Origin of the sequence: Paracoccus sp. MKU1 (assembly GCF_001447385.1) — a bacterium.
GTDB lineage: Bacteria > Pseudomonadota > Alphaproteobacteria > Rhodobacterales > Rhodobacteraceae > Paracoccus.
The window spans coordinates 161,835-186,639 of sequence record NZ_LLWQ01000220.1 but is presented as its reverse complement, the minus strand read 5'-3'; the positions used below and the strand labels follow the sequence as shown (position 1 = coordinate 186,639).

The following is a 24,805-nucleotide window of genomic DNA, read 5'->3' as shown; positions in this document are numbered from 1 at the left end:
CGCGCCGCAGCCATGGAGACCAGGATGACCCACACCCGCATCCGCAAATTCAATACCAAGGACACCTATCCCGAGCAGCGGCTCGACAACGACCTGTGCCAGGCGGTGGTCACCCAGGGGGGCCGCATCGTCTGGCTGCGCGGGCAGTGCCCGCAGGACCTGGACACGGCCGCGAACATCGACAGCCACGACCCGGTCGAGCAGACCCACAAGGTCATGCAGAACATCCGGCAGCTGATCGAGGAGGCCGGCGGCCGGATGGAGCATCTGGTCAAGGTCGTCGTCTATATCACCGACGTGCGGCACCGCGAGGCGGTCTATCGCACCATGGGCGAATATCTCCGCGGCGTGCATCCGGTCTCGACCGGGCTGGTGGTGCAGGCGCTGGCGCGGCCGGAATGGCTGGTCGAGATCGACGGCACCGCCGTCATCCCGGAGTGAGCCGATGACGTTCTCGCTGGTGGCGCGCTGCCCCGAGACCGGCATGTTCGGGATCGCCATATCCTCGTCCTCGCCGGCGGTGGCGGCGCGCTGTTCTTATGCCCGCGCGGGTGTGGGCGCGGTCGCCTCGCAGAACGTGACCGATCCCGCGCTCGGCCCTCTGGCGCTGGACCTGATGGCAGGCGGCCGCTCGGCGGCCGACGCCATTGCCGAACTGCGGCGCCGGGGGCGGTTCATCGACTACCGGCAGGTCCTGGCGGTGGACCGCAATGGCATGACGGCGATCCATTCCGGGCCGAACTCGCTGGGCATCTGGACGCAGGCGCAAGCGGAAAACGTCGCCTCCGGCGGCAATCTGCTGGCCAATGACGGCGTGCCGCAGGCCATCGTGGAGGGCTATCTGGCGGCTTCGGGCCATATCGGCGACCGGCTGATCGCCGCGCTGCGCGCCGGGCTCGCCGCCGGGGGCGAGGCGGGCCCGGTGCATTCGGCGGGCATGATGATCGTGGACAAGGTCAGCTGGCCCGTGGCCGACCTGCGCTGCGACTGGACCGAGGCGTGCCCCATCGAGGCCGTCGCCCGGTTGTGGGACATCTACAAGCCGCAGCTCGACGCCTATGTCCAGCGCGCGCTGGATCCGCGCGCGGCGCCGTCCTACGGGGTGCCGGGCGACGAATGAAGCCCTGCGGCTGGGCCTCGCGGTCGCCAGCCGTGCCGCATGACCGCCGCCGGTCCATCCGGTCGAAGCCCGCCGCCCCTTTCCCCGGCCGGGCTTTTCGGGCATTGCCCTTGGCGGCGCCGGGGGGATTTTCGCAGGCCCGGGCTGCGTCATCATGCCACATTGCTTGCGGCGCCGGCTGTTTTGGGGCAATACTCCGGCCACGTCTGCGCGGGTTCCCAGCCGGCGGCGTAAGGACGGGCGGCGAAGGCTTTCGCCGCGATGCCAACCACCGAGCCGGAAGAAACATGCCCCTTCGCTATACGTTGCGGCAACTGGAATATTTTGTCGCTGTGGGAGAAACCGGCAGCATCGCCGCCGCCTCGCAGCAGGTGAATGTCTCGTCGCCCTCGATCTCGGCCGGGATCTCTCAGCTCGAGGAAGAGCTGGGGGTCAAGCTTTTCGTCCGGTACCATGCGCAGGGGCTGACGCCGACGCTGGCGGGGCGCAAATTGCTGGATCATGCGCAGACGGTGCTGCGCCAGGCGGCGGCATTGCGCGATCTTGCCGGGGATTTGTCCGGCCTGGTCCGCGGCCCGCTGGCGATCGGCTGTCTCAGCACCTTCGCCCAGATCGTCCTGCCCGGCCTGCGGCGCAGCTTTGTCGAGCAGCACAGCGAGGTCCGCATCTCGCAGGTCGAGGCCGACCAAGCCGAGCTTTTCAGCCTGCTGCGCCAGGCCAAGATCGACCTGGCGCTGAGCTATGACCTCGACCTCCCGGTCGATCTGCACTTCTTGCCGATCGTCGCATTGCCGCCGCTGGTCGCGATCAGCGAGGATCATCCGCTGGCGGCGCTGTCCGAGGTCTCGGTCCAGCAGCTTGCGCCCTATCCGATGGTTCTGCTCGACCTGCCGCTGAGCTCGGATTATTTCCTGTCCTTCTTTGCCAAGGCCGGGCTGCGCGCCAATATCGCCGAGCGGACCCGGGACATGGCGGTGATGCGCAGCCTTGTCGCCAACGGCTTCGGCTATTCCATCGTGAATGTCCGGCCGCTGCATGACGTGGCGCCGGACGGCAAGCCCATGCGCTTCATCCCCCTTACTGGCAGACCGCGGCCGATGACGCTGGGCCTGATGATGGGCAAGGGAACCGAGCGGACGCAATTGCACCGCGCCTTCATCAGCCATGCCCGCGATTGGGTCGAGGCGCAGAGTTGCCGGCTGCTGGGTGCCGTGCCCGGATAGCCGAGGGGTTTTCCGCAGGGCGAAGGCGCCTCCGGCCTTGGCCGCGCGCGTCAATAGGCGGTCCAGCCTCCGTCGGTCGCGGGGATGCCGCCGGTGAAACTCGATGTCTCCTCCGACAAGAGGAACAGCCTCATCGAGACCTGCTCGGCCGCCTGCACCATGGCGCCGCAGACCGCGGTTTCCGAGATCTCGCCCCGCACGAGGACCGCCTTGCCGCCCTTGGACAGGATCGCCCCTCCCCGCCGCGCTGGCTGGAGCGGGAAGAGCGGGCTAGGGCCTGATCGTCGCCCCCAGTCCCAGCGAAATGGCCATTCGGGCGGCGTCGGCGCGATTGTTGATGCCGAGCTTGCGGTAAAGCTCCTTGATGTAGTGGCTGACCGTGTGCTCCGAGATTTCCAGCCGGGATGCGATGGCGCCGGTCCTTTCGCCCTGCCCCAGCAGCGACAGGACCTGCTGCTCGCGGCGGGACAGGTGAACGCCCGGCGGCTCTCCCGCTGGGACCATGCGTAGGCGATGCGCAAAGGCCAGCCGGTTCTCGATCTTGAGATGCAAGAGGTCGAGATCGATCGGCTTGGTGAGGTAATCGTCGGCGCCGGCGCGCAGCCCGGTCAGATGCGGTTCGCGATCCGACAAGGCGGTCAGAAAGATGAAGGCCGTGGTTTCCGCCAGCTTGCCCGACGCGCGCAGGTCGCTCAGCAATTCGAAACCGCTGCGTCCGGGCAGCATGACATCGCACAGAACGATATCCGGCCGGTTCCTGGACAGGATGGCCTCTGCCTCGTCGCCGTTCGAGGCGGTCAGGACCGCATAGCCTCGGGACGAGAGTTCCTCACCCAGCTCCTCGAGAATGAATTCCTCATCCTCGACACAGAGAATGGTTGCCGGTATGCGCCCCCGACTCATTGGCCTGTTCCCCCGCAGCAGGCACGGCGACGACGAATTCGGAGCCCTCGCCCATCCGCGAAGTGAAGGTGACCGTGCCGCCATGCAGTGAGACAATATCACGAACGAGGCTCAGGCCAACCCCGACCCCGGGCAATCTGTGCACGTTCGGGGCGCGATAGAACCTGTCGAAAACCGCGTCCTGCGCCGCCTCCGGGATGCCCAGCCCGCAATCCTTGACGCGGCAGAAGATCCGGTCGCCGTCCCGCCATGTGTCCAGACGCACCGGCGCCGGCGCGTCGGAATATTTCATGGCATTGGAGAGCAGGTTCAGCACCACCTGCTCCAGCAGCACCGGGTCGCCATCCGTCCTGAGCGGCGTTTCCGACAGGCCGATCTCCAGGATCCGGCCGGGATGGGCCTGCCTCGTCTGCTCCGCGGCGATCTCGGCGATCACGTTGAGATCCACGATCCGGCGCGAGAGCGAGATATCCTTGCCCTCGACGCTGGCCGAGGCCAGAAAGCCCCTCAGCAGCCGCTCGAGCCGTTTCGCCGCGTCCAGGATCCGGCTGAACTTGCGCTGAAGCGCCTCGTTGGAAAGCGTCTCCTCGCCGCGCAGCTGTCTTTGGGCGATCATGTGGATGATGGAGACCGGGGTGCGGAACTGATGCGAGACGGTGACGATGAAGCTGCGATAGACCTCCTTGGCCCGGCGCTCGACCTCGAGCGCCTCCTGCAACTCCCGGGTCCGGGCGACGACGGTCTTTTCCAGTTCCGCGCGATGGCGTTGCAGCTCGGCTTGCGCGCGCATGGACCGGCGCATGTTCCGCCACAGCAGGCCGGCCATGATGACGCCGCTCACGAAGGTGCCGCCGACCGAGAGCAGCAGCAGCTGGAACACGCGCAGCAGGGTCTCCCTGCGGGCATGGCGTTCGATCCGCTCCTTCAGTGCCGAGGCATTGGTGATCTCGCGCAGGATCATTGAAAGCTCGGCGACGCGCGGCATCAGCGCGCCGGCATCGGAGAAATCGAAATCGCTGGCCGAAATGGCTGTATCGAGTTCATCCAGCAGGGCCTTGGCTTGAACGACCTGCTCGCCGACGCCGATCGAGTGGAAATAGTCGATCTGCGGCCGGTCCGTCATCAGCGCGATGCGGCTGTAGAAGATGTCGAAGCGCAGCAGCACATCGTCGATATCCCGATCCAGACTGACGCGATATAGGGTCAGCATCAGGTTCTGGGCCTCGCGATCCGCCTGGGTCGCGGTCCACAGATTGCCTTCGACGATCTCCTTGCGGAAGGTATGGTCGATATGGATCAGCTGGGCGAGCGAATAGACGAACAGCAGCACGAAGCTTGCAATCGTCAGCAGCGCGAAATGAGGGCCGCGCAGGCGCATCAGAGCACGGTGATCTCGAACAATTGCCAGATCCAGCGTTCGTCCATGACGGCGTTTTGCAGTTCGGGCCGCTGGTCCCGCGGATAGACCAGCCAGAGCGGCCCCTTGTCGCGCACCCGCATGAGCTTGCCGTTCATCTCGCGGGCCAGGATGGGGTCGTAGTTCCAGGCATCGTCGGCGGGAACGACGATGCCGAAATCGTTCAGCGCCTTCATCAGCAGGTTGCGCCCGGCAAGATCCGACCGGGACATGCCGCCGCCGGTCAGCACGTCCTTCAGAAAGGGGCCGCGGAAGGTCTGAACACCTTCGGTCCAGCGGGTCCGCGTGGTGATCTCTTGCCAGGGCAGCGCCGCGATATCCGCCTCCTCCAGCGCCCGGACATTGCCGGAAGGTTCGGTAATGGTCAGCATCGCCCTGGCCGTGCGTGCAAAAACGGGCGAGACAGGTGCAAAGGCCGCGATAGAGCCAGACAGGACAAAGGTTCTTCTGCTGATGATCGACTCGGTCGCGCGATGCATACGGGCTGTCTCCGGGGCCAGGACCATGGCGGCGTGTTATGGCATGCGCGAACCCGGGTATAGCCCGCGCATGCCAATTCATTACCTCCGGCCCGAGGGCCGGTGCACTCGTTACGATTATGAATTATATAAATAAGCGTCCTTGGGCCTTCTCGTGGCAATTACACGAACCCGAGCGGACGGGACATTCTTCGCAGTTCCGGCTGATTGGCGCCATTCCCCAAAACAGGGGAATGGCGCCGGTCCTGCCTGCCCGTCAGACCGACTCGGATACGATTCGGCCGTCGCGGCCGACCGGGGAAGGCCGATCCGCTGCGTCCTGGTCACGCCAAGCGTGCGGCGGGCCGCCTGCCAGCCCCGCAATCGCTGCCTGGCCGGCTCATCCGGCGATCCGTTGCCCTGCCGGGTCGTAGAGCGGCTTCAGGCTGGCCTCGGCTGCGACCAGCCGGCCCGCGACCTCGATCTGCCAGTCCGATGCAAGCAGTTCCTCGGCGGTCTCGTCCGGGCGGCAGGGGGCATAGCCCAGGCCGATGGCGGCGCCGAGCGCGTGGCCGTAATTGCCCGAGGTCAATTGCCCGACGATGCGCCCGTCGCGCAGGATCGGCTCGTTATGGAACAGCAGCGGCTCGGGATCGCGCAGGCGGAATTGCAGCAGACGGCGTTCCAGCCCGGCCTCGCGCTTTTTCAGCACCGCGTCGCGGCCGATGAAACCGCCCTTGCCGGGTTTCACCGCGAAGCCCAGGCCGGCCTCCAGCACGTGATCCTCGTCGGTGATGTCATGGCCGAAATGGCGATAGGCCTTTTCGATGCGGCATGAATCCATGGCGTGCAGCCCGCAGAGCCGCAGGCCCAGATCCTCGCCCGCCTCGGCCAGCACCTCGAAGACATGCGCGGCCTGATCGGCGCTGACGTAAAGCTCCCATCCCAGCTCGCCCACGTAAGAGATGCGATGCGCGCGGCAAAGGCCCAGGCCGATCTCGATCTCGCGCGCCGTGCCGAAGGGGTGGCCCTCGTTCGAGAAATCACCGGGCGAGACGCGGGACAGAAGCTCGCGCGCGCGCGGCCCCATGACCGGGATCACCGCCTCGGCGGCGCTGAGATCGGTGACGGTGACGAATGCGTCGTCCAGATGCCGGCGCAGCCAGGCCAGGTCGCGCTGCAAGGTCGCGCCGGGTAGCACCAGCAGGAAGGCGGTCTCGGACAGCCGCGTCGCCGTCAGGTCGGACTCGACGCCGCCGCGCGCGTTCAGCATCTGCGTATAGACGATGCGCCCCGGCGCCACGTCCATGTCGTTCGCGCATAGCCGTTGCAGAAAGGCCAGCGCATCGCGCCCCTCGACCCGGATCTTGCCGAAGCTCGACATGTCCAGCAGCCCGACGCCCTCGCGCATCGCCATATGCTCGGCGCGCTGGTTGTCGAACCAGTTCTGCCGGCCCCAGGAATAGCGGTATTCGCGCTCCTGCCCGTCGGTGGCGAACCAGTTCGCGCGCTCCCAGCCCGCGACCTCGCCGAAGACCGCGCCGCGCGCCTTCAGATGCTCGTGCAGCGGCGAGCGGCGCAGCCCGCGCGCCGTCGCCACCTGGCGATAGGGGTAATGGTCGGCGTAAAGCAGGCCCAGCGTCTCGGTCACCCGTTCGCGCAAATAGCGGCGATTGCGTTGGAAGGGCTGGGCGCGGCGGATATCGACCTCCCACAGGTCGAAGGGCGGCTCGCCCTTGTCCATCCAGGCCGCCAGCGCCATGCCCGCCCCGCCGGACGACACGATGCCGATGGAATTGTAGCCCGCCGCCACCCAGTAGCCCTTCAGCTCCGGCGCCTCGCCCAGATAATAGCGGTCGTCGGGGGTAAAGCTTTCCGGGCCGTTGAAAAAGGTATGGATGCCGGTTTCCGCCAGGACCGGCATGCGGGCCACGGCTTTTTCAAGGATCGGCTCGAAATGGTCGAAATCCTCGGGCAGTTGGTCGAAGCAGAAATCCTCGCGGATACCGGCCATGCCCCAGGGCTTGGCGACGGGTTCGAAGGCGCCGAGCAGGATCTTGCCCGCGTCCTCCTTGTAATAGGCGCATTCGTCGGGCACGCGCAGCACCGGAAGCTGCGTCAGTCCGGGGATGGTCTCGGTGACGATGTAGAAATGCTCGCAGGCATGCAGCGGCAGGGTGACGCCGTTCTGCGCCGCAAGATCGCGGCCCCACATGCCGCCGCAATTCACCACATGGGCAGCGGCGATATGACCGCGCTCGTCGCCCGCCTGCCAGTCGACGCCGGTGACGCGGCCGCGGTCGGTGGTGACGCGGCTGACCTTGACGCCCTCGTGGATGCGGGCGCCGCGCATCCGCGCGCCCTTGGCCAGCGCCAGCGCGATATTGGCCGGGTCGGCCTGACCGTCGCCCGGCAGATGCACGCCGGAAACCACATCCGAAAGCTCAAGATGCGGGTAGAGCGCCTTGATCTCGCTTGGCGAAAGCTCGTTCACCTCGACGCCGAAGGCGCGGGCCATCGAGGCTTGCCGCAACAGTTCCTCGCGCCGCGCCTCGGTCAGCGCCACTGTCATCGAGCCGCGCTGGCTGAAGCCGGTGGCAAGCCCGGTCTCGGTCTCCAGCCGGCGGTAAAGGTCGGTGGAATATTTCGCCAGCCGGGTCATGTTGCGGCTGGCGCGCAATTGCCCGACCAGCCCGGCTGCGTGCCAGGTCGTGCCGCAGGTCAGCTGCCGGCGTTCCAGCAGCACGATATCGGTCCAGCCCAGCTCGGCCAGGTGATAGGCGACGGAACAGCCCGAAATGCCGCCGCCGATGATGACGACGCGGGCGGAACGGGGAAGATCGGGCATGCGGGACATCCGTGGCTGGAGCGAATTCTGGCCATACCCTGCCATGGTGAAATGAAAATTCAAATATATTTTTTCATTTTTATGATGAGATTTCCCTAATGCGTCATTCTGCTGGTCAAATCGCCGCCCATCCCCTAGCAAGGGCAGCATGGACAGGATCGGCCAGGACATCAGGGCTTTGCGCAAGGCGCGCGGCATGACCATCGCGGATTGCGCTGCGGCGCTGGACCGTTCGGTCGGCTGGCTGAGCCAGGTCGAGCGCGGCGTGACCGCGCCCTCGGTCCAAGACCTTGGCCGGATCGCGCGGCTTTTCGACCTGAACATCAGCTTCTTTTTCCGCTCGGCCGCGCGCCAGCCCGAGGAGCAAGGGCTGATCGTGCGCGCCGCCGATCGCAGCCGCATCGGCTCGCCCGGCACCGGCCTGGCCGAGGAGCTGCTTTCGCCCGGGCTGACCGGCGGGTTCGAGATGATCCGCTCGGTCTTTGCGCCCGGCTCGAAAAGCCAGGGCATCAGGCCCGCGCGCGAGAAGGAGGATGGCGGCGTGGTGATCGCGGGCCGGCTGGTGCTGCATATCGACGGCCGCCGCTTCGAGCTCGGCTCCGGCGACAGCTTCCAGTTCACTGGCGCGTCCTATGCCTGGGAAAACCCCGGCAACGAGCCGGCCGAGGTGATCTGGATCGTGTCGCCGCCGATCTATTGACGTTCGGGCCCTCGTGCCCGGCCCCGCTTCGGCAAAGCCCCGCCGAGAACACGCAATCCTCGCGCCCATGTGTCCCCGCCCGGCTTGTGAGGTCCGGGCGCCGCCGGTAACCGGGGGAACGATTCCCCCTGCCCGGCGCTTATGCGCAGGAAGCATCGCCGATGAAGGAGAAAGCCATGCGTCACCTGTCCCTTCTTCTGGCCGCCCTGGTCGCGGCGGGCCCGGCATTTGCCGAGAACCGCGGCGTGGTGATCGCCAATGCGCGCTATCAGAACGCGCCGGAACTGGCCGATGCCGATGCCAGCGCCGCCTCCGAGGCGATGAAGGCGGCCGGGTTCCGCACCGTGGCCGGCGCCGATCTGGCGGTCAAGGACGTGCGGCAGGCGCTGGCCGACCTGCTGCGGCCCGACGATTCCCCCGGCGCGCGGATCGTGCTGCTGAACGGCCGCTTCCTGCATGGCGGCAGCGATACCTGGTATATGGGCACCGATGCCGACAAGCCGGATCTGGTCGGCGCCGGCTCGCAAGGCGTGCCGCTGTCCATGGTGCTGGACCTGATGAAGCAGGCGCAGCCGGGCGCGGTGCTGCTGCTTGGCTCGGACGAGGCCGAGATGGAACATGCGGCGGGGCTGGAGAACGGCATCGGTCCGCTGACCCCGCCCGAAGGGGTGACGGTGATCTCGGGTCCGCCGGTGGCGACCAGCGCCGCGGCGGCGGCGCTGCTGCGGCCCGGCACATCGGTCGGGGACGTGGTCGGCGCCGACGACCGGCTGGCCATGGCCGAAGGCGGCGATGCGGAACTGGTGCTGGTCGCGGCCCAGGCCCAGGCCGACCGCCCTGCCGGCCCGCTGGACGAGGATCGCGATCTTTGGGCCCAGGCGGCGGCCGAGGACACCGCCGAAGCCTATCGCGGCTATCTCGACCGCTATCCCAGCGGCATCTACTCGGCCGCCGCCAAGGCGCGGCTGGATGCGCTGGGGGCGACGCAGAGCGACCGCGATCTTTGGGCAGAGGCGGCGGCGGCGAATACCGTCGCGGCCTATGAGGATTATCTGGCGCGCTATCCCCGGGGCGAGTTCGCCGAGGCCGCGCAACGGCGGCTGACCGAGCTGCGCCCGCCCGCCCCCGCCCCTGTCCCCGCGCCCGCACCGGTGCAGCCGCGCGAGCCCGAGATCCAGCAGCCGCGCCAGGTCACCCCGCCGCGCCAGGTCTCGCAGGCCGAACTGACCGAGAACCGGCTGAACCTGTCGCGCGGCGACCGCGTGGCGATCCAGCGCCGGCTGAACGCGCTTGGCTATTCGACCGGCGGCGCCGACGGGATCTTCGGCTCGCGCTCGCGCTCGGCCATCCGCGGCTGGCAGCAGCGCAACGGCTATGCCGTGACGGGCTATCTGACCTCGGCGCAGCTGGGCACGCTGCGGGCGCAGGCCGGGGCGGTGGCGCCCAGCCGCGACCAGCAGGACCGCGCCTATTGGCAGCAGACCGGCGCCCAGGGCGGCACACGCAACCTGCGCGCCTATCTGGACCGCTATCCCGACGGCATCTATGCGCAGACTGCGCGGCAGCGGCTGGCGGCGGCCGACAGGGATCTGCCGCGCGACGAGCGCGAGGATCGGGCCTGGGCACGGGCGCGGCAAGCGGATACCGTGCAGGCCTATACGCAATACCTTCAGACCTGGCCGCGCGGCGAACATGCCGAACAGGCCCGCCAGCGCCGCAACCGGCTGATCAACCAGGGCCAGATCGGCAATGGCGTGATCGGGCTGGACACGATCATCCGCGAGCTGGTGAAGTAGCCGTCAGTTCAGCATGACCATGGCCAGGAACGGCCCGGTCTCCAGCAGCATGTCCGAGAAGCGCCGGAAGTTTTCCGGGCTGACCGGCGGTGCGTCCGAGAAGTAATCCGCGAGCGCCCAGCCCTGGATCACCCCGTCGAGCGGCAGCGGCGCGGGGTTCTCCAGCCAGGCGGCCAGATCGATCCCCAGCGGCCCGCGCCAGAACGGGATGCTGCGTTCGCCGGCCAGCAGCGCCTCGCCATCGGCCAGCACCGCCTGCCAGGCCGTGCCGGTGCCGGGCGGGAAAGTGATGCCGGTGGCCGAGACCTGACGGTCGTTGGGAATCCATTCGCCGGCATTGTCGGTTTCCTGCCCGACCAGCGTCCAGAAGCGGCGGTTCTCGGTTATGGTCTGCTGCCAATGCCTGCGGACGGCGCGGGTGCGCCCGGCATCGGGTTGGTTGCGCAGCATGTCGATGGCGACGGCCAGCGGGTCGATGATCTCGTCCATCATCGGCGGCAGCGCACCCTCGCCCCCGGCCCGGCGGCTTTCGTCGATCCGGGCCCGCGTCGCAAAGACCTTGCGCAGGCTCGGCGTCGGATCGAAGGCCAGCAGCAACTCGGCCGTGCCCGAGACCAGATGCGTATAGGCCGACAGCCAGGCCGCATCGGCCCGGTCGAAGCGGATCACCGGCAGCGCGGGCGACACCGGCTCGCCGGTTTCGGGGTCGAGGGCCGGGACGCTGGACCAGACCATGCCGTCCAGCAGTTCCGCCGCGCCCTCGCCCGGGCTGCGCCGGCCATCGGCATCAAGGTCGAACCACAGATCGCCCAGCGAGATCGCCAGTCCGAAATCCTCCTCCCCGGCCAGCCCGTCCAGCGCGGCGCGGCTGCGCGCCATCGCAGCCAGCGTGGCCTCGGCCTGCTCGGCCAGCGCCTCGGGCGGCATCGGTTGCGGCGTCACGGTCGGGGGCAGTTCGGTGGCAAAGCCGAACAGCGCGGCGCCGAAGGGGGCGATGCCATAGGTCATGCGCCACTGCCAGGCCGCCTCGACCGCGCCCAGGAATTCCAGCCCGGCGATGGCGAACCGCTCCTCGGGCGCCGGTTTGTCCACTGCGTGCAGCCGCTCCAGCACCGGCGCGATGCCCTTGCCCGCGATTTCCCGCGACAGGGCCGAGGGCTCGACCGGCGGCGCCTCGGGCCGGGCCTGGGCCGGCAGCGCGGTCAGGGCGAGGGTCAGCGGAACGGCCAGCCGTCTCATGGCCGATCCCCGGCCAGGCGGCGCGGCAGATCCAGCCGCGTCCAATCGTCCAGCGCCAGATCCGCCGCCTTGTCGCGGGCCTCGACCCAGGCCGGATCGGCACCGAACCGGGCATCCAGCCGCGCCATCAGCGCCCGCGCCGGACCATCGCCCGCCGCCGCGGCCGAGGCGGCCAGCCGCCAGGCCAGCGCGTAGCTGCGGGGCGCGCCCTCGCCCTGCTCATGGGCCAGCGCCGCATCGCGCAGCGCGACGGGCGAGGCAAAGCTGGCCTCGGGCAGATCGGCTTCGGCCGGGCGCTGCGCCGCCAGCAGGTCGGCGGTGGCCAGCCGCGACTCGATCCGGTCGAGCGTCGCCGCCGCGCCCGCCGCCCCCTGCGCCGCCGCCCGCAGCGCATGGCCATAGGCCGCGGCGGGATCGGTGCCGGTCGTCAGCCGGGCAAGGGCCAGTGCCACCTCGGCATCCTCCTGCAAGGGCGTCAGCAGCGCGACGGCGCGGCGGGTATTCTGCGGGACCCCGCGCCCCTCGGCCAGCGCCAGACCCAGCGCGCGGGCATCCGACCGGTCCCCCGGATCGGCGATCAGCGCCACGGGCGGCGTCGGCAGCGCGTTCGAGAAGCGCGGCCGGAACTGCGCCGCCGCATCCTCGGGCCCGGCCCAAAGCGTGGTGTCGAAGGTGACCGGCTCGGCCGGGCGGATCTCGGCGGTGACGCGGCCCGGCCCGGCCATGAAGGTCCGCAGCGTGCGCACCAGCCCTTGCTGGGTCTGGTGCAGGGCGCTGCCCGGCTCGGCGGTCAGCAGCGCCTGCAAGGCCTCGGGACTGGCCGCCTCGGGCGGCAGGAGCGGCTTCAGCCGTTCCCAGACGCCCAGGTTCTCGGCCGACAGATGCGCGGCCCGCAGCGTGCCGCGCAGGCCGATCTGCGGGGTTTCACTGGCACCCGCGGCGGGATCGCCCTCCTCGCTCTCTCCGTCCTCGGTCCGGCTTGCTGCCGATACCTTCTCGAAGAAGTCGGGCGAGAACAATGAGACGTAATCGAAATTCGCGCTGGCCTCGATGCGGGCGATACCGGGGCTGATCGCCTCGATATCGGCGGTCAGCGCGCCGCTGCCCGAGGATTGCCGCAGATCGACCGACAGCGTGGCCAGGGGGATGCTGTGGCCGCCGGTGACCACGCCGATCATCGCGGCATTGGCGCCGAAGCAGTTGTTGGCGATCGTCAGGTCCGAGGCGTCGAAGCGCATCTGCGATTCCTCGTCGCCCCAGAGGCTGAGCCCGGACACCTGCAACCGACCCAGCGAAATGCGGCAGTTTTCGTGCTTGCCGAGCCCGGCGATGTGCAGGTCGCGCAGGATCAGCCCGCCGCGCGGCCCGTCGATGTCCAGCCCGCCATAGCGGATATCGGCCACCATCCGCGCGTAGGAGACCGCGCCGCGCACCAGCCCCGCCGCGATATTGGCGGGGGAAAGGATGCTGTTCGTCACCGGTGCGGGCTGGGCCTGCGGAGCGCCGGCCAGGGCCAGCGAAAGGGCGGTGCCGGCGGCCAGGCGTCGGGCAAGCGGGCTCATGGTCTATCTCCTCTTGCAGCTCCGGCAAGAAGGGAAAGCATCATCGCGGAAGTTGCAAGCCTTTGCCGCCCGCGCCGGCGGCTATCCGGCCAGCCCATGCCGGAGGTCGCCGCAGCCGCGGAGGCCGGGCCGGGCAGGATCGTCTGCCCCGCCCGGCCCTGATCGCATCGGCGCGCCGCCTTTCAGCCGGCGGCGCTGGGGCGCCGCTAGCGCCGGCCTTTCTCCAGCGCGCCCCTCGACACCCTGTCGAGCAGCAGTGCGACGGCGACGATGGCGAGGCCGGCGCGCAGGCCGAGGCCCATTTCCATGCGGGTCAGGCCGCGCGTGACCTCGGCCCCCAGGCCGCCGGCGCCGACCAGGCCCGCCAGCACCACCATGGCCAGCGACAGCAGGATGCACTGGTTCAGGCCGACCAGCAGCGTGGGCGTGGCCGCCGGAAACTCGATCTTCCACAGGATGGTGCGGGGCTTGGCGCCGATGGCCTGGCCCAGTTCCTTGAGATCCTTGGGCACGCCGCGAAAGGCCAGCGTGGTCAGCCGCAGCATCGGCGGGATGCCGTAGACGATGGTGGCGATGATCGCCGGCACCCGCCCGAGGCTGAAGATCATCACCGCCGGGATCAGATAGACCCAGGGCGGCACGGTCTGCATGATGTCCAGCACCGGACGCAGCGCCGCCTCGATGGCGGGGCGGCGCGCCGCCAGGATGCCCAGCGGGAAGGCGATGGCGACCGAGATCGCCACCGCGACCGCCACCAGCGCGATGGTCTGCATCGAGCCGGTCCACAGCCCGCTGAGCCAGCAGAAGCCCAGGCAACAGCCGGCCAGGATCGCCGCGCGCAGGTTGATGGCGACCAGCGCCGCCAGCACGGCAAGCCCGATCAGCGCAAAGGGCGGCAGCGCCAGCAGCGCGCCCTCGATGGCGCCCAGCACCGCCTCGATCACCCGGGTGATCAGCGCGAAGATCGGGTGGAAATTGGCGTTCAGCCAGTCGATGGCGGGCGCCAGGAAGGCCCCGGGAGAGAATTCGGTCGGCAGGCTCATGTCCGTGCTCCGTTGCGGGGCCGGGCGGCGCCCTGGGTCAGGCGGTCCAGCATCATGGTCAGGATGACGATGGCGATCGAGGCGTCGATCGAGGTGGCGATGTCCAGCGTGCGGATGGCGCCGTAGATGGTCTCGCCCAGCCCGCCCGAGCCGACGATGCCGGCGATGACCACCATGCCGAAGGCCATCATCAGGCTCTGGTTGATGCCGGCCATGATCGAGGGCACGGCAAAGGGCAGCCGGATCTTCCAGAACATCTGCGCCGGCGTCACGCCGGTCGCCTGGCCCAGCTCGATGAACTCGCGCGGGGTCTGGCGGATGCCGAGCGCGGTCAGCCGGATCGCCGGCGGCATGGCGACGATCACCGTGGCGACCAGCGCCGTCGCCGGCCCGTAGCCCAAGAGCGCGATGGCCGGCAGCAGGTAGATATAGGGCGGCAGGGTCTGGATCAGGTCCAGCACCGGGGTCAGCGCCCGGTCGAGCCGCGGCATCAGCCCGGCCAGCACGCCCAAGGGCAGGCTGATCGCCAGCGCGATGATGCTGGCGGCGATGACCAGCGCCAGCGTCTCCATGGTTTCGGGCCACAGCCCCATGGCGGCGCAGGCCAGCAGCGCCGCTGCGATGCCCAGGCCGAAGCCCCGGCCGACGATGCGCCAGCCCAGGAGCCCGGCGAGCAGCGCCACGACATAGAAGGGCGGCTGCTCCAGAAGCCACAGCGCCCCGTCATAGAGCCCCTCCAGCACGATGCGGAAGAAGTCGAACAGGAAGGCGGCGTGATCGGAAAGCCAGAACAGCGCGTTGTCGACCATTGCGTCGAAACGGGCGATGAGGGCGGACATCTCCATCGGCCGGCCCCCTCAAGCCGCCGCGGCGGGCGCGGGGGCGGCATCGCCGCGCACGCCCGACAGCAGGTTGCGGATGGTGACGATGCCGACCACCGCATCGCCCTCGGCGATGGCGACGGCGTCGCTGCCGGTCTCGGTGATCTGGCCGATCAGCGCGTCGATATCGGCCTCGGGCGAGCAGCGCGGCAAGCCGTCCACCGCACCCTGCCATTCGGCGGCCGGGATCATCACCGAATGCGCCTTGATCAGATGCAGCCGCGAGATGCCGGCGACGAAATCCGCGACATATTGGTCGGCCGGGTCCATCACGATCTCCTCGGCGGTGCCGGTCTGGATGATGACGCCGTCCTTCATGATGGCGATGCGGTCGCCGATGCGGATCGCCTCGTCGAGGTCATGGGTGATGAACACCGCCGACTTGCCGAGATCCTTGGTCAGCTGCCGGAACTCGTCCTGCAACTGGCGGCGGATCAGCGGGTCGAGCGCGGAAAACGGCTCGTCCATCAGGATGATCTCGGGGTCCGAGGTCAGGGCGCGCGCCAGCCCGACGCGCTGCTGCATGCCGCCCGAGAGTTCCGAGGGATAGCGCGCCGTCCAGTCCGACAGCCCCACCTTGGCCAGCGCCGCCTCGGCGGCGCGGTTGCGCTCGTCGCGCGACACGCCCTGCACCTCGAGGCCGAAGGCGGCATTTTCCAGCACCGTGCGCTGCGGCAGCAGGGCGACGGACTGGAACACCATGCCGATATGGCGCGCCCGCATCTGGCGCAGGGCGGCGGCGTCCAGCGTGGCGATGTCCTGGCCCTTGACCAGGACCTTGCCCAGGCTCGGCTCGATCAGCCGATTGAGCAGCCGGATCAGCGTGGACTTGCCGCTGCCCGACAGGCCCATGATGCAGAAGATCTCGCCGCGGCGCACTTGCAGCGTGGCATCCGAAACGCCGACGACGCAATTGTAGTCTTGCAGGACCTGCTGCTTGGACAGGCCGCGTTCCGTGATGGCGCGGATCGCCTCGCCGCTGCGGTCGCCGAAGACCTTCCATACCGACTGGCAGTCGATCAGAACCTCGGCCGTGTCTGTATTCGCCTTTTCCATCTTCCCTGTCGCGCCTTCTTGCTTGGGTTCCGTCGTGCCGGACGGCCCGCGGGCCGGGCCGCCCGTGCGGTGGGCTCAGTAGGACTTGATGGTTTCCCAGCGGCTCAGCCGGTCGCCATGCTCGCTGATCCAGCCGGCGATCGCCTCGTCCATGCTCTGGCCGTCGTTCACGGCGGCGTTGATCTGGGCGACTTCCTCGATCGGCACATAGACGCTGGCGATGACCTCGCGCGCCTCGGGATTGGCTTCGGCAAAGCCCTTCTGCGCGATCCAGTAATAGGTTTGCGGCGGCGCAAAGATGCCCTTGGGGTCGGCCAGGAACTTGGTGTCGAACTTCAGCGCCATCCAGGTCGGCTCCCACAGGGTGACGGCGATCCAGTCCTGGCGGTCCACGGCGGATTTCAGCGCCGCGGTCATGCCGGCGGTCGAGCCCTCGACCAGTTGCAGCTTCAGCCCGTATTCCGACACCGCGTCGGCGGCATCGCGCATCAGGCCCGAGCCGGGCTCGATGCCGACGATCTTGCCGCCGAACTTGTCGGCATTGTCGTTCAGCTGCTCCATCGAGTCGAGATCGACATAGCTGGGCACGGCGATGGCCTGGTAGAGCCCGTGCGACACCGGCGAGATCTTTTCCAGCCGGTTCTTGTTGCGCTGCCAGTAGTCCTGGGCGACGTAATCGGTCTGCGAGGCCAGGATCTGCACATCGCCCTTGGCCAGCGCCGCATAGGCGATGCCCCATTCGGAGAACTCGGTCAGTTCCACCGTATAGCCCTTGTCCTCAAGAACCTTCTTGGCCACCGCCGCGATGGGCACCATGTCCTGGGCGTTTGCGGCCAAGGCGCTCGCCCCCAGCACGGCCGCCGCCACGAGAGCTTTCATCAGTCATTTCATGTGCACTCCCTTGATGGTCCGACCGGGCTTCGTTGCTAGCCCGGTCTATGACGGAACGCCGCCTGGTCGGGTCGGCGGCCGGATCAAACCTTCGCCGAGGTCGCGAAGATTATATTGACATACTACAAATAATAGACATTCTGTCTATTATAAGTCCGGAAAGGACGGCATCAGACTTATGGCCTACAGATTGTCTACACATGATCGAGGAGGTCTTTCCATGGCGGTGCAAAAGTCGGGCGCGACCCAAGCGATGTCCGTAAATGTCGATAGGAAACAGGTGCTTGTGGATGCGCTGCGCCGCCGAATCATGACGATGGAAATCGCCCCCGGCGCCGTGATCGACGAGCAGGAGCTGGCCGAGGAATTCGGCCTCTCCCGCCCGCCGGTGCGCGAGCTGATGCGGCAGATGGCAGGTGAAGGCTATATCGAGCTGGAGGCGAATCGCCCCGCCCGCGCCACCGCGATGAGCTATCACGCGCTGCGCGACTTCTACCTGGTCGCGCCGATGATCTATGTCGCCACGACGAAGCTCGCGGCCGAAAACGCCCGGCCCGCCGACATCGCCGCTCTGCGGGCGATCCAGCGGGATTTCCGCGCCGCCGTCGATGACGGCGACCTCAACGCCCGGATCTTCGCCAATGACGCCTTCCACCTGGAAATCGGCAAGATCGCGCGGAACGCCTATCTGCTGCCCAGCCTGCGGCGGCTGCTGATCGACCATGCCCGGGTCGGCCGGACCTATTACCGCGACGACGTCTCGGACAAGGCGGAACTCGGCACCGCCGCCGCGCAGCACGACCAGATCATCGACGCCATCGAGCGCCGCGACCCCGAGACCGCCGGCCGCATCGTGCAGGCGCATCTGGAACTGTCGCGCCGCAACATGGCCGCCTATGCCGTCCCGGAAGGCATGGAGATGCCACCTGGGCTCTGACCAGCCGACAGGAAGAAAGCATGACCGACCTTCTCAGCAAAGACGACTATCGCAGGATCGCGGCGAACCTGTCGCGGCCGGAGTTCTGCTTCATCGACGGCGAGAGACGAGCCGCGCAATCGGGCCGCAGCTTCGCCACTGCGAACCCGGCGGACGGCACGGTGCTTGCGAACCTGCCCGCCTGCGACGCCGCCGATGTCGATGCCGCGGTCGCCGCCGCCCGCAGCGCCTTCGAGGACGGCCGCTGGTCGAAGCTGCATCCGGCCGAGCGCAAGGCAGCCATCTTGCGCCTGGCTACGCTGATCGAGCAGAACCTCGACGAACTTGCGGTGATGGTAAAGCCTCGACAGCGGCAAGGCCATTACGGATTGCGTGACCGTCGATCTGCCCGAGACGGTGAAGTGCCTGCGCTGGCATGCCGAGCTGATCGACAAGATCTACGACCAGGTCTCGCCTGCGTCGGACAGCCATGTCGCGCTGGTGGTCCGCGAGGCGGTGGGCGTGGTCGGCCAGGTGCTGCCCTGGAACTTTCCGCTGCTGATGCTGGCCTGGAAGATCGGCCCGGCGCTGGCCGCCGGCTGCACGCTGGTGGTGAAACCGGCCGAGGAAACCTCGCTGACCGCGCTTCGCGTCGCGGAACTGGCTGCGGAGGCAGGCATTCCCGCGGGCGTGCTGAACGTGGTTACCGGCACGGGCCCGGAGGTGGGCGAGCCCATCGGCCGCCATCCCGGCATCGACGCGCTGTCCTTTACCGGCTCGACCGAAACCGGCCGGCTGTTCCTGAAATTCTCGGCCGAGAGCAATCTCAAGGAAGTCACGCTGGAAATGGGCGGCAAGAACCCCTGCATCGTCATGGACGACGCCGAGGATCTCGACACCGTGGCCGAGCATGTGGTGAATGGCGCCTATTGGAACATGGGCGAAAACTGCTCGGCAATCTCGCGGCTGATCGTGCATCGCGACGTCAAGGATGCCCTGGTTGGGAAGCTGGTCGCCGCACTTGCGGGCTGGCCGGTCGGCGATCCGCTGGACCCGGCCAGCCGCATCGGACCGCTGGTCTCGGCCGAGCATTTCCGCAAGGTCGCCTCCTATCTGGACGGGGAGAAGGTGCTGCATGGCGGCACCACGGCCGAGGACCGCTATGTCCATCCGACCATCCTCGAGGTTCCGGGCAACGACGCCCGTCCCGCGCGCGAGGAGATCTTCGGCCCGGTGCTGTCGATCATCACCGTGGACAGCCTGGAGGAGGCCATCGCCATCGCGAACGATACCGATTACGGCCTTGCCGCCTCGGTCTTTACCGCGAACGGCAGACGGGCGCTGCGGACGGCCCGCGCCCTGCGGGCGGGCACCGTCACCGTGAACTCCTTTGGCGAGGGCGACAGCGCCACGCCTTTCGGCGGCTTCAAGCAATCCGGCTTCGGCGGGCGCGACAACGGCATCCACGCCCATGACCAGTATACCCAGCTCAAGACGATCTGGATCGACCTCAACTAAGGATCCCCGACATGTCCGACTTTCCCTTCCCCGGCCTTAACCTGGCCGTGACGACCCCCTTTGACTCGAACGGCCGGATCGCCTTCGACCGGCTGGAAGATCATCTGGAGCGTTACATCGCTGCCGGCATCCCCGGCTTCGTGCTGAGCTCGGGCACCGGCATGCATGTCTATCTGTCGCGCGAGGAATCCGACGAGCTGGTGGCGCGCGGCGCAAAGATCATCGGCGGCCGGGCGCGGGTCATCGTGCAGACCTCGGCGCTGCTGGTCGAGGACGTGGTCGCCCGCACCCGCCACGCCGCCGATTGCGGCGCCCAGGGCGTGATGGTGCTGCCGCCCTTCTTCGAGGGACCGACCAACGACGATGACATCGTCGCCTTCTACAGCGCCGTGGGCGAGGCCGGGCTGCCGATCATCGGCTACAACGTGCCCGGCGCGGTCGGCGTCACCATCACCCCCGAGCTGTTCCGCCGGCTGGCCGAAATCCCGAACTTCGTCACCGTCAAGGACAGCAGCGGCGACCTGGCGGCGCAGGCCGACCTGATCCGCACCGGCCTGCCCACGATGAACGGCGCCGATCCGCTGGTGCCCTATGCGCTTTACGCAGGCGCCGCGGGCCTGATCTGGGGCGGGGCCAATTTCGCGCCGAAGGCCTGCGCCGCGGTAGTCGAGGCGGCCGCGCGCGGCGAATGGGACCGTGTGCGCGAGCTGTGGCGGGCGCTGGAGCCGGCGATGAACCTGATCTGGCAGGGCGATTATGTGCAATCCGTCTATGCCGCCGCCGAGATGACCGGCTATGGCGCCGGCCTACCCCGCCGGCCGCTGAGCGCGCTCTCGGCCGAGAAGCGCGAAGTGTTGAAGGCCGCGCTTGACGGGCTAATCGAGGCCGAGGCGCAATCGTGACCAGCCACCGGATCAAACCGTCGGATCTGCCGCGGCATCCGGGCGTCTCGGGCTGGGTGGCGATGCTGCCGCCCCGGACCCCGGCGCCGCGTCTGACGCAGGCGATCCGGGCCGATATCGCCGTGATCGGCGCCGGCTTCGCGGGCCTTGCGGCGGCACGGCGGCTGGCGCAGATCGACCCCGACCTGCGCATCGCCGTATTGGAGGCCGGCATCGTGGGCGACGGCCCGGCGGGCCGCAATTCTGGCTTCATCATCGACCTGCCGCATGAGGTCTCGTCCGAGGATTACGGCGGCACCGCGCTGCAAAAGAGCCGCGACCACATCACCCTGCAACGGCGCGCGGTGGATTTCGCCGTCGAACTGGCACAGGAACAGGGCTGGCCGCGCGAGGTCTTGGACATGTGCGGCCGCTACAACGTCGCCATGTCGCCCGAGGGCGATCACCACATCCTCGACTACGCCAAGCAGCTCGACCAGCTGGGCGAAACCTACCGGCTGCTGGACCGCGCCGAGATCGCGAATGTCACGGGCTCGCAGGCGTTCAGCTCGGCGATCTTCATGCCGGGCACCGTCATCGTGCAGCCCGCCGCCTATATCCGCGGCCTGGCCGATGCGCTTGCCGGCAAGGTAACGCTTTACGAGCAATCCCCGGCCATGGCCTTCGAACCCAGGGACCATGGCTGGCTGGTGAACACGCCCGGCGGATCGGTCGAGGCGGGGCGGATCGTCCTGGCCAATAACGGCTATGCCGAGCGATTCGGCTTCTTCCGCGGCCGGCTGATGCATGTCTATACCTATGCCTCGATGACCGAGCCCTTCGCGCCGAACCGCCTTGGCGGGCTCAGGGACTGGGCGGCGACGCCGTCCTCACCGATGGGCACGACCCTGCGCCGCATCTCGGGACCCGACGGCGACCGGCTGCTGGTGCGCTCGCGCTATACCTATAACCCGAGCATGAATGTCGGCGAGGGGACGTTGCGCCGGGCCGGGCATGTCCATGACAGGAAATTCGCCCATCGCTTCCCCGGGCTGTCCGATGTGAAGATGCAATATCGCTGGGGCGGTGCCATGGCCCTGACGCTCAACAGCGTTCCGGCCTGGGGTGAGGTGGAAAACGGCATCTTCGCGGCTTGCGGCTGCTGCGGGTTGGGGGCTTCGAACGCCTCCGCCTCGGGCCTCGCCGCGGCCGAGGAAATCACGGGCATCCCGACCGACCTGACCCGCATCTATCACGACTTCCCGCAACCTGAAAAACTGCCACCGCAGCCCTTCATGCTGATTGGTGCCAAGGCCACGCTGGCAATCAGGGAACGAAGAGCCGGGATCGAGTGAACCACCCGGACGGCCTCACCGCCGGACGCCGGCCCCAATCGACAAGCTGAACGTCAAGCCATTTGCAAAGGTCCGATCCATGCGCCACCGCTTTTTCTGCATCGACAGCCATACCTGCGGCAACCCGGTCCGGGTCGTCGCCGGGGGTGCGCCGCTCTTGCCGCATCTGCCGATCTTCGAACGCCGCAACCTGTTCCTGCGCGACCACGACTGGGTGCGCACCGCGCTGATGTTCGAGCCGCGCGGCCATGACATCATGTCGGGCGCGATCCTCTATCCCGCCTTCCGCGAGGATTGCGACTTCGCGGCGCTGTTCATCGAGGTCTCGGGCTGCCTGCCGATGTGCGGCGCCGGCACCATCGGCCTTGCCACCGTCGCCATCGAGGAAGGGCTGGTCACACCGGAAACCCCCGGCAGGCTGGCCATCGAGACCCCCGCCGGCCGGGTCGACGTGGAATACAGGATGGAGGGCGAACGTGTCGCCTCGGTGCGGCTGTTCAACGTCCCGAGCTTCCTGCACAGCGCCGATATCCGGGTGGACGTGCCCGGCCTCGGTCCGCTGGTGGTGGACATCGCCTATGGCGGCAATTTCTACGCCGTGATCGAGCCGCAGGAGAGCTGGCCCGGCCTCGACGGCATGAGTGCGGCCGAGATCGTGACGCACAGCCGCGCCCTGCGCGAGGCGTTGGCCGAGATCGGCGAAACCGTCGTCCACCCCGAGGACGATCGCATCCGCGGCGTCCATCACGCGATCTGGTGCGACGGGCCGGACGGGTCGGATTGCGACGGGCGGGACGCGGTCTTTTACGGCGACAAGGCCATCGACCGCTCGCCCGGCGGCACCGGCACATCGGCACGCATGGCGCAGCTTCACGGCAAGGGCCGGCTGGCGGTCGGCGAAAGCTTCCGCAACAAGAGCCTGATCGGCACCGTCTTCGAAGGCCGGGCCGAGCAGGCGGTGACGGTGGGCGCCTATCCCGGCATCCTGCCCAGCATCGGCGGCTGGGCCCGGATCACCGGCCACAACACCATCCTGGTCGATGATGACGACCCGCTGCGCCACGGTTTCCAGATCGCCTGAACAACCGTAAGAGGAGAAAACACATGCGGCTGGACCGTATGATCACCGTTGTCGGCGCCCATGCCGAAGGCGACGTGGGACGGGTGATTACCGGAGGGTTCAATCCCCCTCGCGCAGCCTCCATGTTCGAGCGCATGGAGCTGATGGAGCAGGATCACGACTGGCTCCGCCGGCTGATGCTGCCGGACCCGCGCGGCAGCGTGAACTGTGCGGTCAACCTGCTCTCGGCTCCGATCCGGGCGGATGCCGATATCGGCATGATCGTCATGGAACCCGACTATTACGTGCCTATGTCGGGCGGCAACCTGATCTGCACCGTGACGGTCGCACTGGAAACCGGCTTCATCCCCATGCAGGAACCCCGGACCATCATCGATACCCCGGCGGGGTTTGGTCGAGGCGGTCTGCGAATGCTCGGATGGCCGGTGCCGCCGGCTGACCTTCCGCAATGTCGCGTCGTTCGTGATGCATCGCGACGCGCCGGTCGAGGGCATCGGCGCGCTCAAGGCCGACGTCGCCTATGGCGGGATGATCTATTGCATCGTCGATGCGCAAGGCCCGAGTTTCGACCTTGCCCGCGATGAGGCGCGGGACCTTGTCCGCATCGGCGAGCGGATCAAGGCCGCAGCGGCCGAGCAGCTTCCATCGGTGCATCCCGAAAATCCGGGCATCCATACGATCAACCAGACCCTGTTGGCCGGTCCGATCCGGGTGGAGCATGGCGTCAAGCGTTCGAAGAATGCCGTCGTCGCGTCCCCCGGACGGCTGGATCGCTGCCCCTGCGGCACCGGCACGTCGGCGCGGCTGGCGCTTCTTCATGCGCAGGGGGAAATCGTCACCGGCAAGCTGTTTGTCCTTGAATCGATCATAGACACGGAGTTTCGCAGCCGTGTGGTGGAAGCCACAGCCGTGGGCGGAGTTCCAGCCATGGTCCCCGAAGTATCCGGCCGGGCAAGGCTGACCGGGATTTCCCATTACGGCGTGGATCCAGAGGATCCCTTCCCGGAAGGTTATCGCCTGAACGATACCTGGTTTGCCTAGCACAGGGTCGCCTGCATGCCGGTGACTGGCCTGGTCGGACCGGTCGGCAACACCGCGGCGGGATGGTTCTGGAAAACATGGGATCGGCGGTGCCGTTCCTGATCGGGGGCCGGGTTGTCGCTGCTGGCGCCGCTCGGCCTCGCTGTCGGCAAGGAGGGGCATGCAATGGCGTCTTCGACCGAGTAGACAGAACGTTACGACAGCATCCGACGCTTCGGGGGCAGCATGGATATCCGCGACGCAGAAGACCAGCATATCAATGGCATCACCGCGATCTACAACGATGCCGTCGCCCATACGACGGCGATCTGGAACGAGACGCAGGTCGATGCCGCCAACCGCATGGCCTGGCTCCGAGATCGCCGCCGGGCCGGCTATCCGGTGCTGGTGGCGGTGGGTCGGAATGGCCAGGTGCTGGGCTACGCGTCCTTCGGCGATTGGCGGGCCTTCGACGGCTATCGCCATACCGTCGAGCATTCCGTCTATGTGCGCGGCGACCAGCGCGGCGCCGGGATCGGCCGCGCCCTCATGCTGGACCTGATCGAGCGCGCGCGAGACCTCGGCAAGCATGTGATGGTGGCCGGGATCGAGGCCGGCAATGCTGCCTCGATCCGGCTGCACGAAGAGCTGGGCTTCGAGCAGGTGGGCCACCTGAAACAGGTCGGCGCCAAGTTCGGCCGATGGCTCGACCTGGCATTTCTTCAACTGATGCTCGACGAGCGCGCCGTGCCGGAACGGTGAAGATCAAGAACCGCATGGCCGGTTCTAAACCGGCTTGGTGCCGCGCCTCGGAGGCCCGCGCCAGACGATCCGACAGGATCCGCCGCGCAGCTCCGCACCATGCCTCTGGCCTTGGCGCCGGCAAGCCGAAGCAGC

The 24,805-nt window shown here is 68.0% G+C and carries 22 protein-coding genes and 2 pseudogenes; 13 read left to right on the top strand and 11 right to left on the bottom strand.

The features are described 5' to 3' along the window. The first annotated feature begins 24 nt into the window (after window positions 1-24). The 3 genes from AQY21_RS25440 (at window position 25) to AQY21_RS25430 (ending at window position 2,343) form a co-directional block, all read left to right on the top strand. Complete coding sequence (locus tag AQY21_RS25440; protein WP_058100385.1) at window positions 25-441, top strand: RidA family protein; 417 nt, start codon at window positions 25-27, stop codon at window positions 439-441. A 4-nt stretch (window positions 442-445) separates the two neighbouring features. Next, window positions 446-1,120 carry a DUF1028 domain-containing protein gene (locus AQY21_RS25435; RefSeq protein ID WP_058100370.1) on the top strand — a complete coding sequence of 225 codons (675 nt, stop codon included), beginning with the start codon at window positions 446-448 and terminating at the stop codon, window positions 1,118-1,120. Between the two features lie 287 nt (window positions 1,121-1,407). Continuing rightward, window positions 1,408-2,343, top strand: coding sequence for a LysR substrate-binding domain-containing protein (locus AQY21_RS25430; RefSeq protein ID WP_058100369.1), 936 nt, complete (start codon window positions 1,408-1,410; stop codon window positions 2,341-2,343). Between the two features lie 50 nt (window positions 2,344-2,393). Here the strand turns inward: AQY21_RS25430 and AQY21_RS29115 are convergent, their stop codons facing one another. The 5 genes from AQY21_RS29115 to AQY21_RS25410 all read right to left on the bottom strand — a co-directional run bounded on the left by AQY21_RS29115 (window position 2,394) and on the right by AQY21_RS25410 (window position 7,969). After that, entirely contained in the window at window positions 2,394-2,543 is a 150-nt protein-coding gene (locus AQY21_RS29115) for a hypothetical protein (RefSeq protein WP_161906118.1), read from the bottom strand. A gap of 70 nt (window positions 2,544-2,613) precedes the next feature. Next, complete coding sequence (locus AQY21_RS25425) at window positions 2,614-3,246, bottom strand: response regulator transcription factor (RefSeq protein ID WP_065169989.1); 633 nt, start codon at window positions 3,244-3,246, stop codon at window positions 2,614-2,616. Next, window positions 3,200-4,624: a sensor histidine kinase KdpD gene (locus AQY21_RS25420; protein ID WP_058100368.1), complete on the bottom strand. Its 1,425-nt coding sequence runs from the start codon at window positions 4,622-4,624 to the stop codon at window positions 3,200-3,202. Before AQY21_RS25420 ends, AQY21_RS25425 begins: the two co-directional genes overlap by 47 nt. Then, window positions 4,624-5,034: a hypothetical protein gene (locus AQY21_RS25415; protein ID WP_238986902.1), complete on the bottom strand. Its 411-nt coding sequence runs from the start codon at window positions 5,032-5,034 to the stop codon at window positions 4,624-4,626. Before AQY21_RS25415 ends, AQY21_RS25420 begins: the two co-directional genes overlap by 1 nt. A gap of 487 nt (window positions 5,035-5,521) precedes the next feature. Then, window positions 5,522-7,969, bottom strand: coding sequence for an FAD-dependent oxidoreductase (locus tag AQY21_RS25410; RefSeq protein ID WP_058100366.1), 2,448 nt, complete (start codon window positions 7,967-7,969; stop codon window positions 5,522-5,524). 148 nt (window positions 7,970-8,117) lie between these two features. Between AQY21_RS25410 and AQY21_RS25405 the strand changes: the two genes are divergently transcribed. Then, complete coding sequence (locus AQY21_RS25405; protein WP_058100365.1) at window positions 8,118-8,669, top strand: helix-turn-helix domain-containing protein; 552 nt, start codon at window positions 8,118-8,120, stop codon at window positions 8,667-8,669. A gap of 176 nt (window positions 8,670-8,845) precedes the next feature. Continuing rightward, window positions 8,846-10,465 carry a peptidoglycan-binding domain-containing protein gene (locus tag AQY21_RS25400; protein ID WP_058100383.1) on the top strand — a complete coding sequence of 540 codons (1,620 nt, stop codon included), beginning with the start codon at window positions 8,846-8,848 and terminating at the stop codon, window positions 10,463-10,465. A 3-nt stretch (window positions 10,466-10,468) separates the two neighbouring features. On the opposite strand, the gene AQY21_RS25395 is transcribed toward AQY21_RS25400, so the two are convergent. The 6 genes from AQY21_RS25395 to AQY21_RS25370 form a co-directional block, all read right to left on the bottom strand. Then, on the bottom strand, window positions 10,469-11,704 hold the full coding sequence (locus AQY21_RS25395) for a hypothetical protein (protein WP_058100364.1): 1,236 nt from the start codon (window positions 11,702-11,704) through the stop codon (window positions 10,469-10,471). Beyond that, window positions 11,701-13,266, bottom strand: coding sequence for a hypothetical protein (locus AQY21_RS25390; RefSeq protein ID WP_058100363.1), 1,566 nt, complete (start codon window positions 13,264-13,266; stop codon window positions 11,701-11,703). Before AQY21_RS25390 ends, AQY21_RS25395 begins: the two co-directional genes overlap by 4 nt. 206 nt (window positions 13,267-13,472) lie before the next feature. Continuing rightward, entirely contained in the window at window positions 13,473-14,309 is an 837-nt protein-coding gene (locus AQY21_RS25385) for a proline/glycine betaine ABC transporter permease (protein WP_058100362.1), read from the bottom strand. Next, the gene (locus tag AQY21_RS25380; protein ID WP_058100361.1) at window positions 14,306-15,154 is read right to left on the bottom strand and encodes a proline/glycine betaine ABC transporter permease; all 849 of its coding nucleotides are present in this window, start codon (window positions 15,152-15,154) and stop codon (window positions 14,306-14,308) included. The genes AQY21_RS25385 and AQY21_RS25380 overlap by 4 nt, the downstream gene beginning before the upstream one ends. A 12-nt stretch (window positions 15,155-15,166) precedes the next feature. Next, window positions 15,167-16,246 (bottom strand): glycine betaine/L-proline ABC transporter ATP-binding protein, encoded by a 1,080-nt coding sequence (locus AQY21_RS25375; RefSeq protein WP_058100360.1) that lies wholly within the window; start codon window positions 16,244-16,246, stop codon window positions 15,167-15,169. 75 nt (window positions 16,247-16,321) lie between these two features. Continuing rightward, complete coding sequence (locus AQY21_RS25370) at window positions 16,322-17,125, bottom strand: glycine betaine ABC transporter substrate-binding protein (RefSeq protein WP_058100359.1); 804 nt, start codon at window positions 17,123-17,125, stop codon at window positions 16,322-16,324. Window positions 17,126-17,357: 232 nt separating this feature from the next. Between AQY21_RS25370 and AQY21_RS25365 the strand changes: the two genes are divergently transcribed. The 8 genes and pseudogenes from AQY21_RS25365 to AQY21_RS25335 all read left to right on the top strand — a co-directional run bounded on the left by AQY21_RS25365 (window position 17,358) and on the right by AQY21_RS25335 (window position 24,670). After that, window positions 17,358-18,074 (top strand): GntR family transcriptional regulator, encoded by a 717-nt coding sequence (locus tag AQY21_RS25365; RefSeq protein ID WP_058100358.1) that lies wholly within the window; start codon window positions 17,358-17,360, stop codon window positions 18,072-18,074. A 20-nt stretch (window positions 18,075-18,094) separates the two neighbouring features. After that, window positions 18,095-19,571: pseudogene (locus AQY21_RS25360) on the top strand (aldehyde dehydrogenase). 11 nt (window positions 19,572-19,582) lie between these two features. Further along, window positions 19,583-20,473 (top strand): dihydrodipicolinate synthase family protein, encoded by an 891-nt coding sequence (locus tag AQY21_RS25355; RefSeq protein WP_058100357.1) that lies wholly within the window; start codon window positions 19,583-19,585, stop codon window positions 20,471-20,473. Continuing rightward, the gene (locus tag AQY21_RS25350) at window positions 20,470-21,807 is read left to right on the top strand and encodes an FAD-binding oxidoreductase (protein ID WP_058100356.1); all 1,338 of its coding nucleotides are present in this window, start codon (window positions 20,470-20,472) and stop codon (window positions 21,805-21,807) included. Before AQY21_RS25355 ends, AQY21_RS25350 begins: the two co-directional genes overlap by 4 nt. Before the next feature lie 79 nt (window positions 21,808-21,886). Next, window positions 21,887-22,888 (top strand): 4-hydroxyproline epimerase, encoded by a 1,002-nt coding sequence (locus tag AQY21_RS25345; RefSeq protein WP_058100355.1) that lies wholly within the window; start codon window positions 21,887-21,889, stop codon window positions 22,886-22,888. Between the two features lie 23 nt (window positions 22,889-22,911). Next, a pseudogene (locus tag AQY21_RS29955) lies at window positions 22,912-23,220 on the top strand (proline racemase family protein); the annotation flags it as partial. A gap of 58 nt (window positions 23,221-23,278) precedes the next feature. Next, window positions 23,279-23,929 carry a proline racemase family protein gene (locus AQY21_RS29950; RefSeq protein WP_238986901.1) on the top strand — a complete coding sequence of 217 codons (651 nt, stop codon included), beginning with the start codon at window positions 23,279-23,281 and terminating at the stop codon, window positions 23,927-23,929. Between the two features lie 225 nt (window positions 23,930-24,154). Continuing rightward, window positions 24,155-24,670 (top strand): GNAT family N-acetyltransferase, encoded by a 516-nt coding sequence (locus tag AQY21_RS25335; RefSeq protein ID WP_058100354.1) that lies wholly within the window; start codon window positions 24,155-24,157, stop codon window positions 24,668-24,670. The last annotated feature ends 135 nt before the right edge of the window (window positions 24,671-24,805 follow it).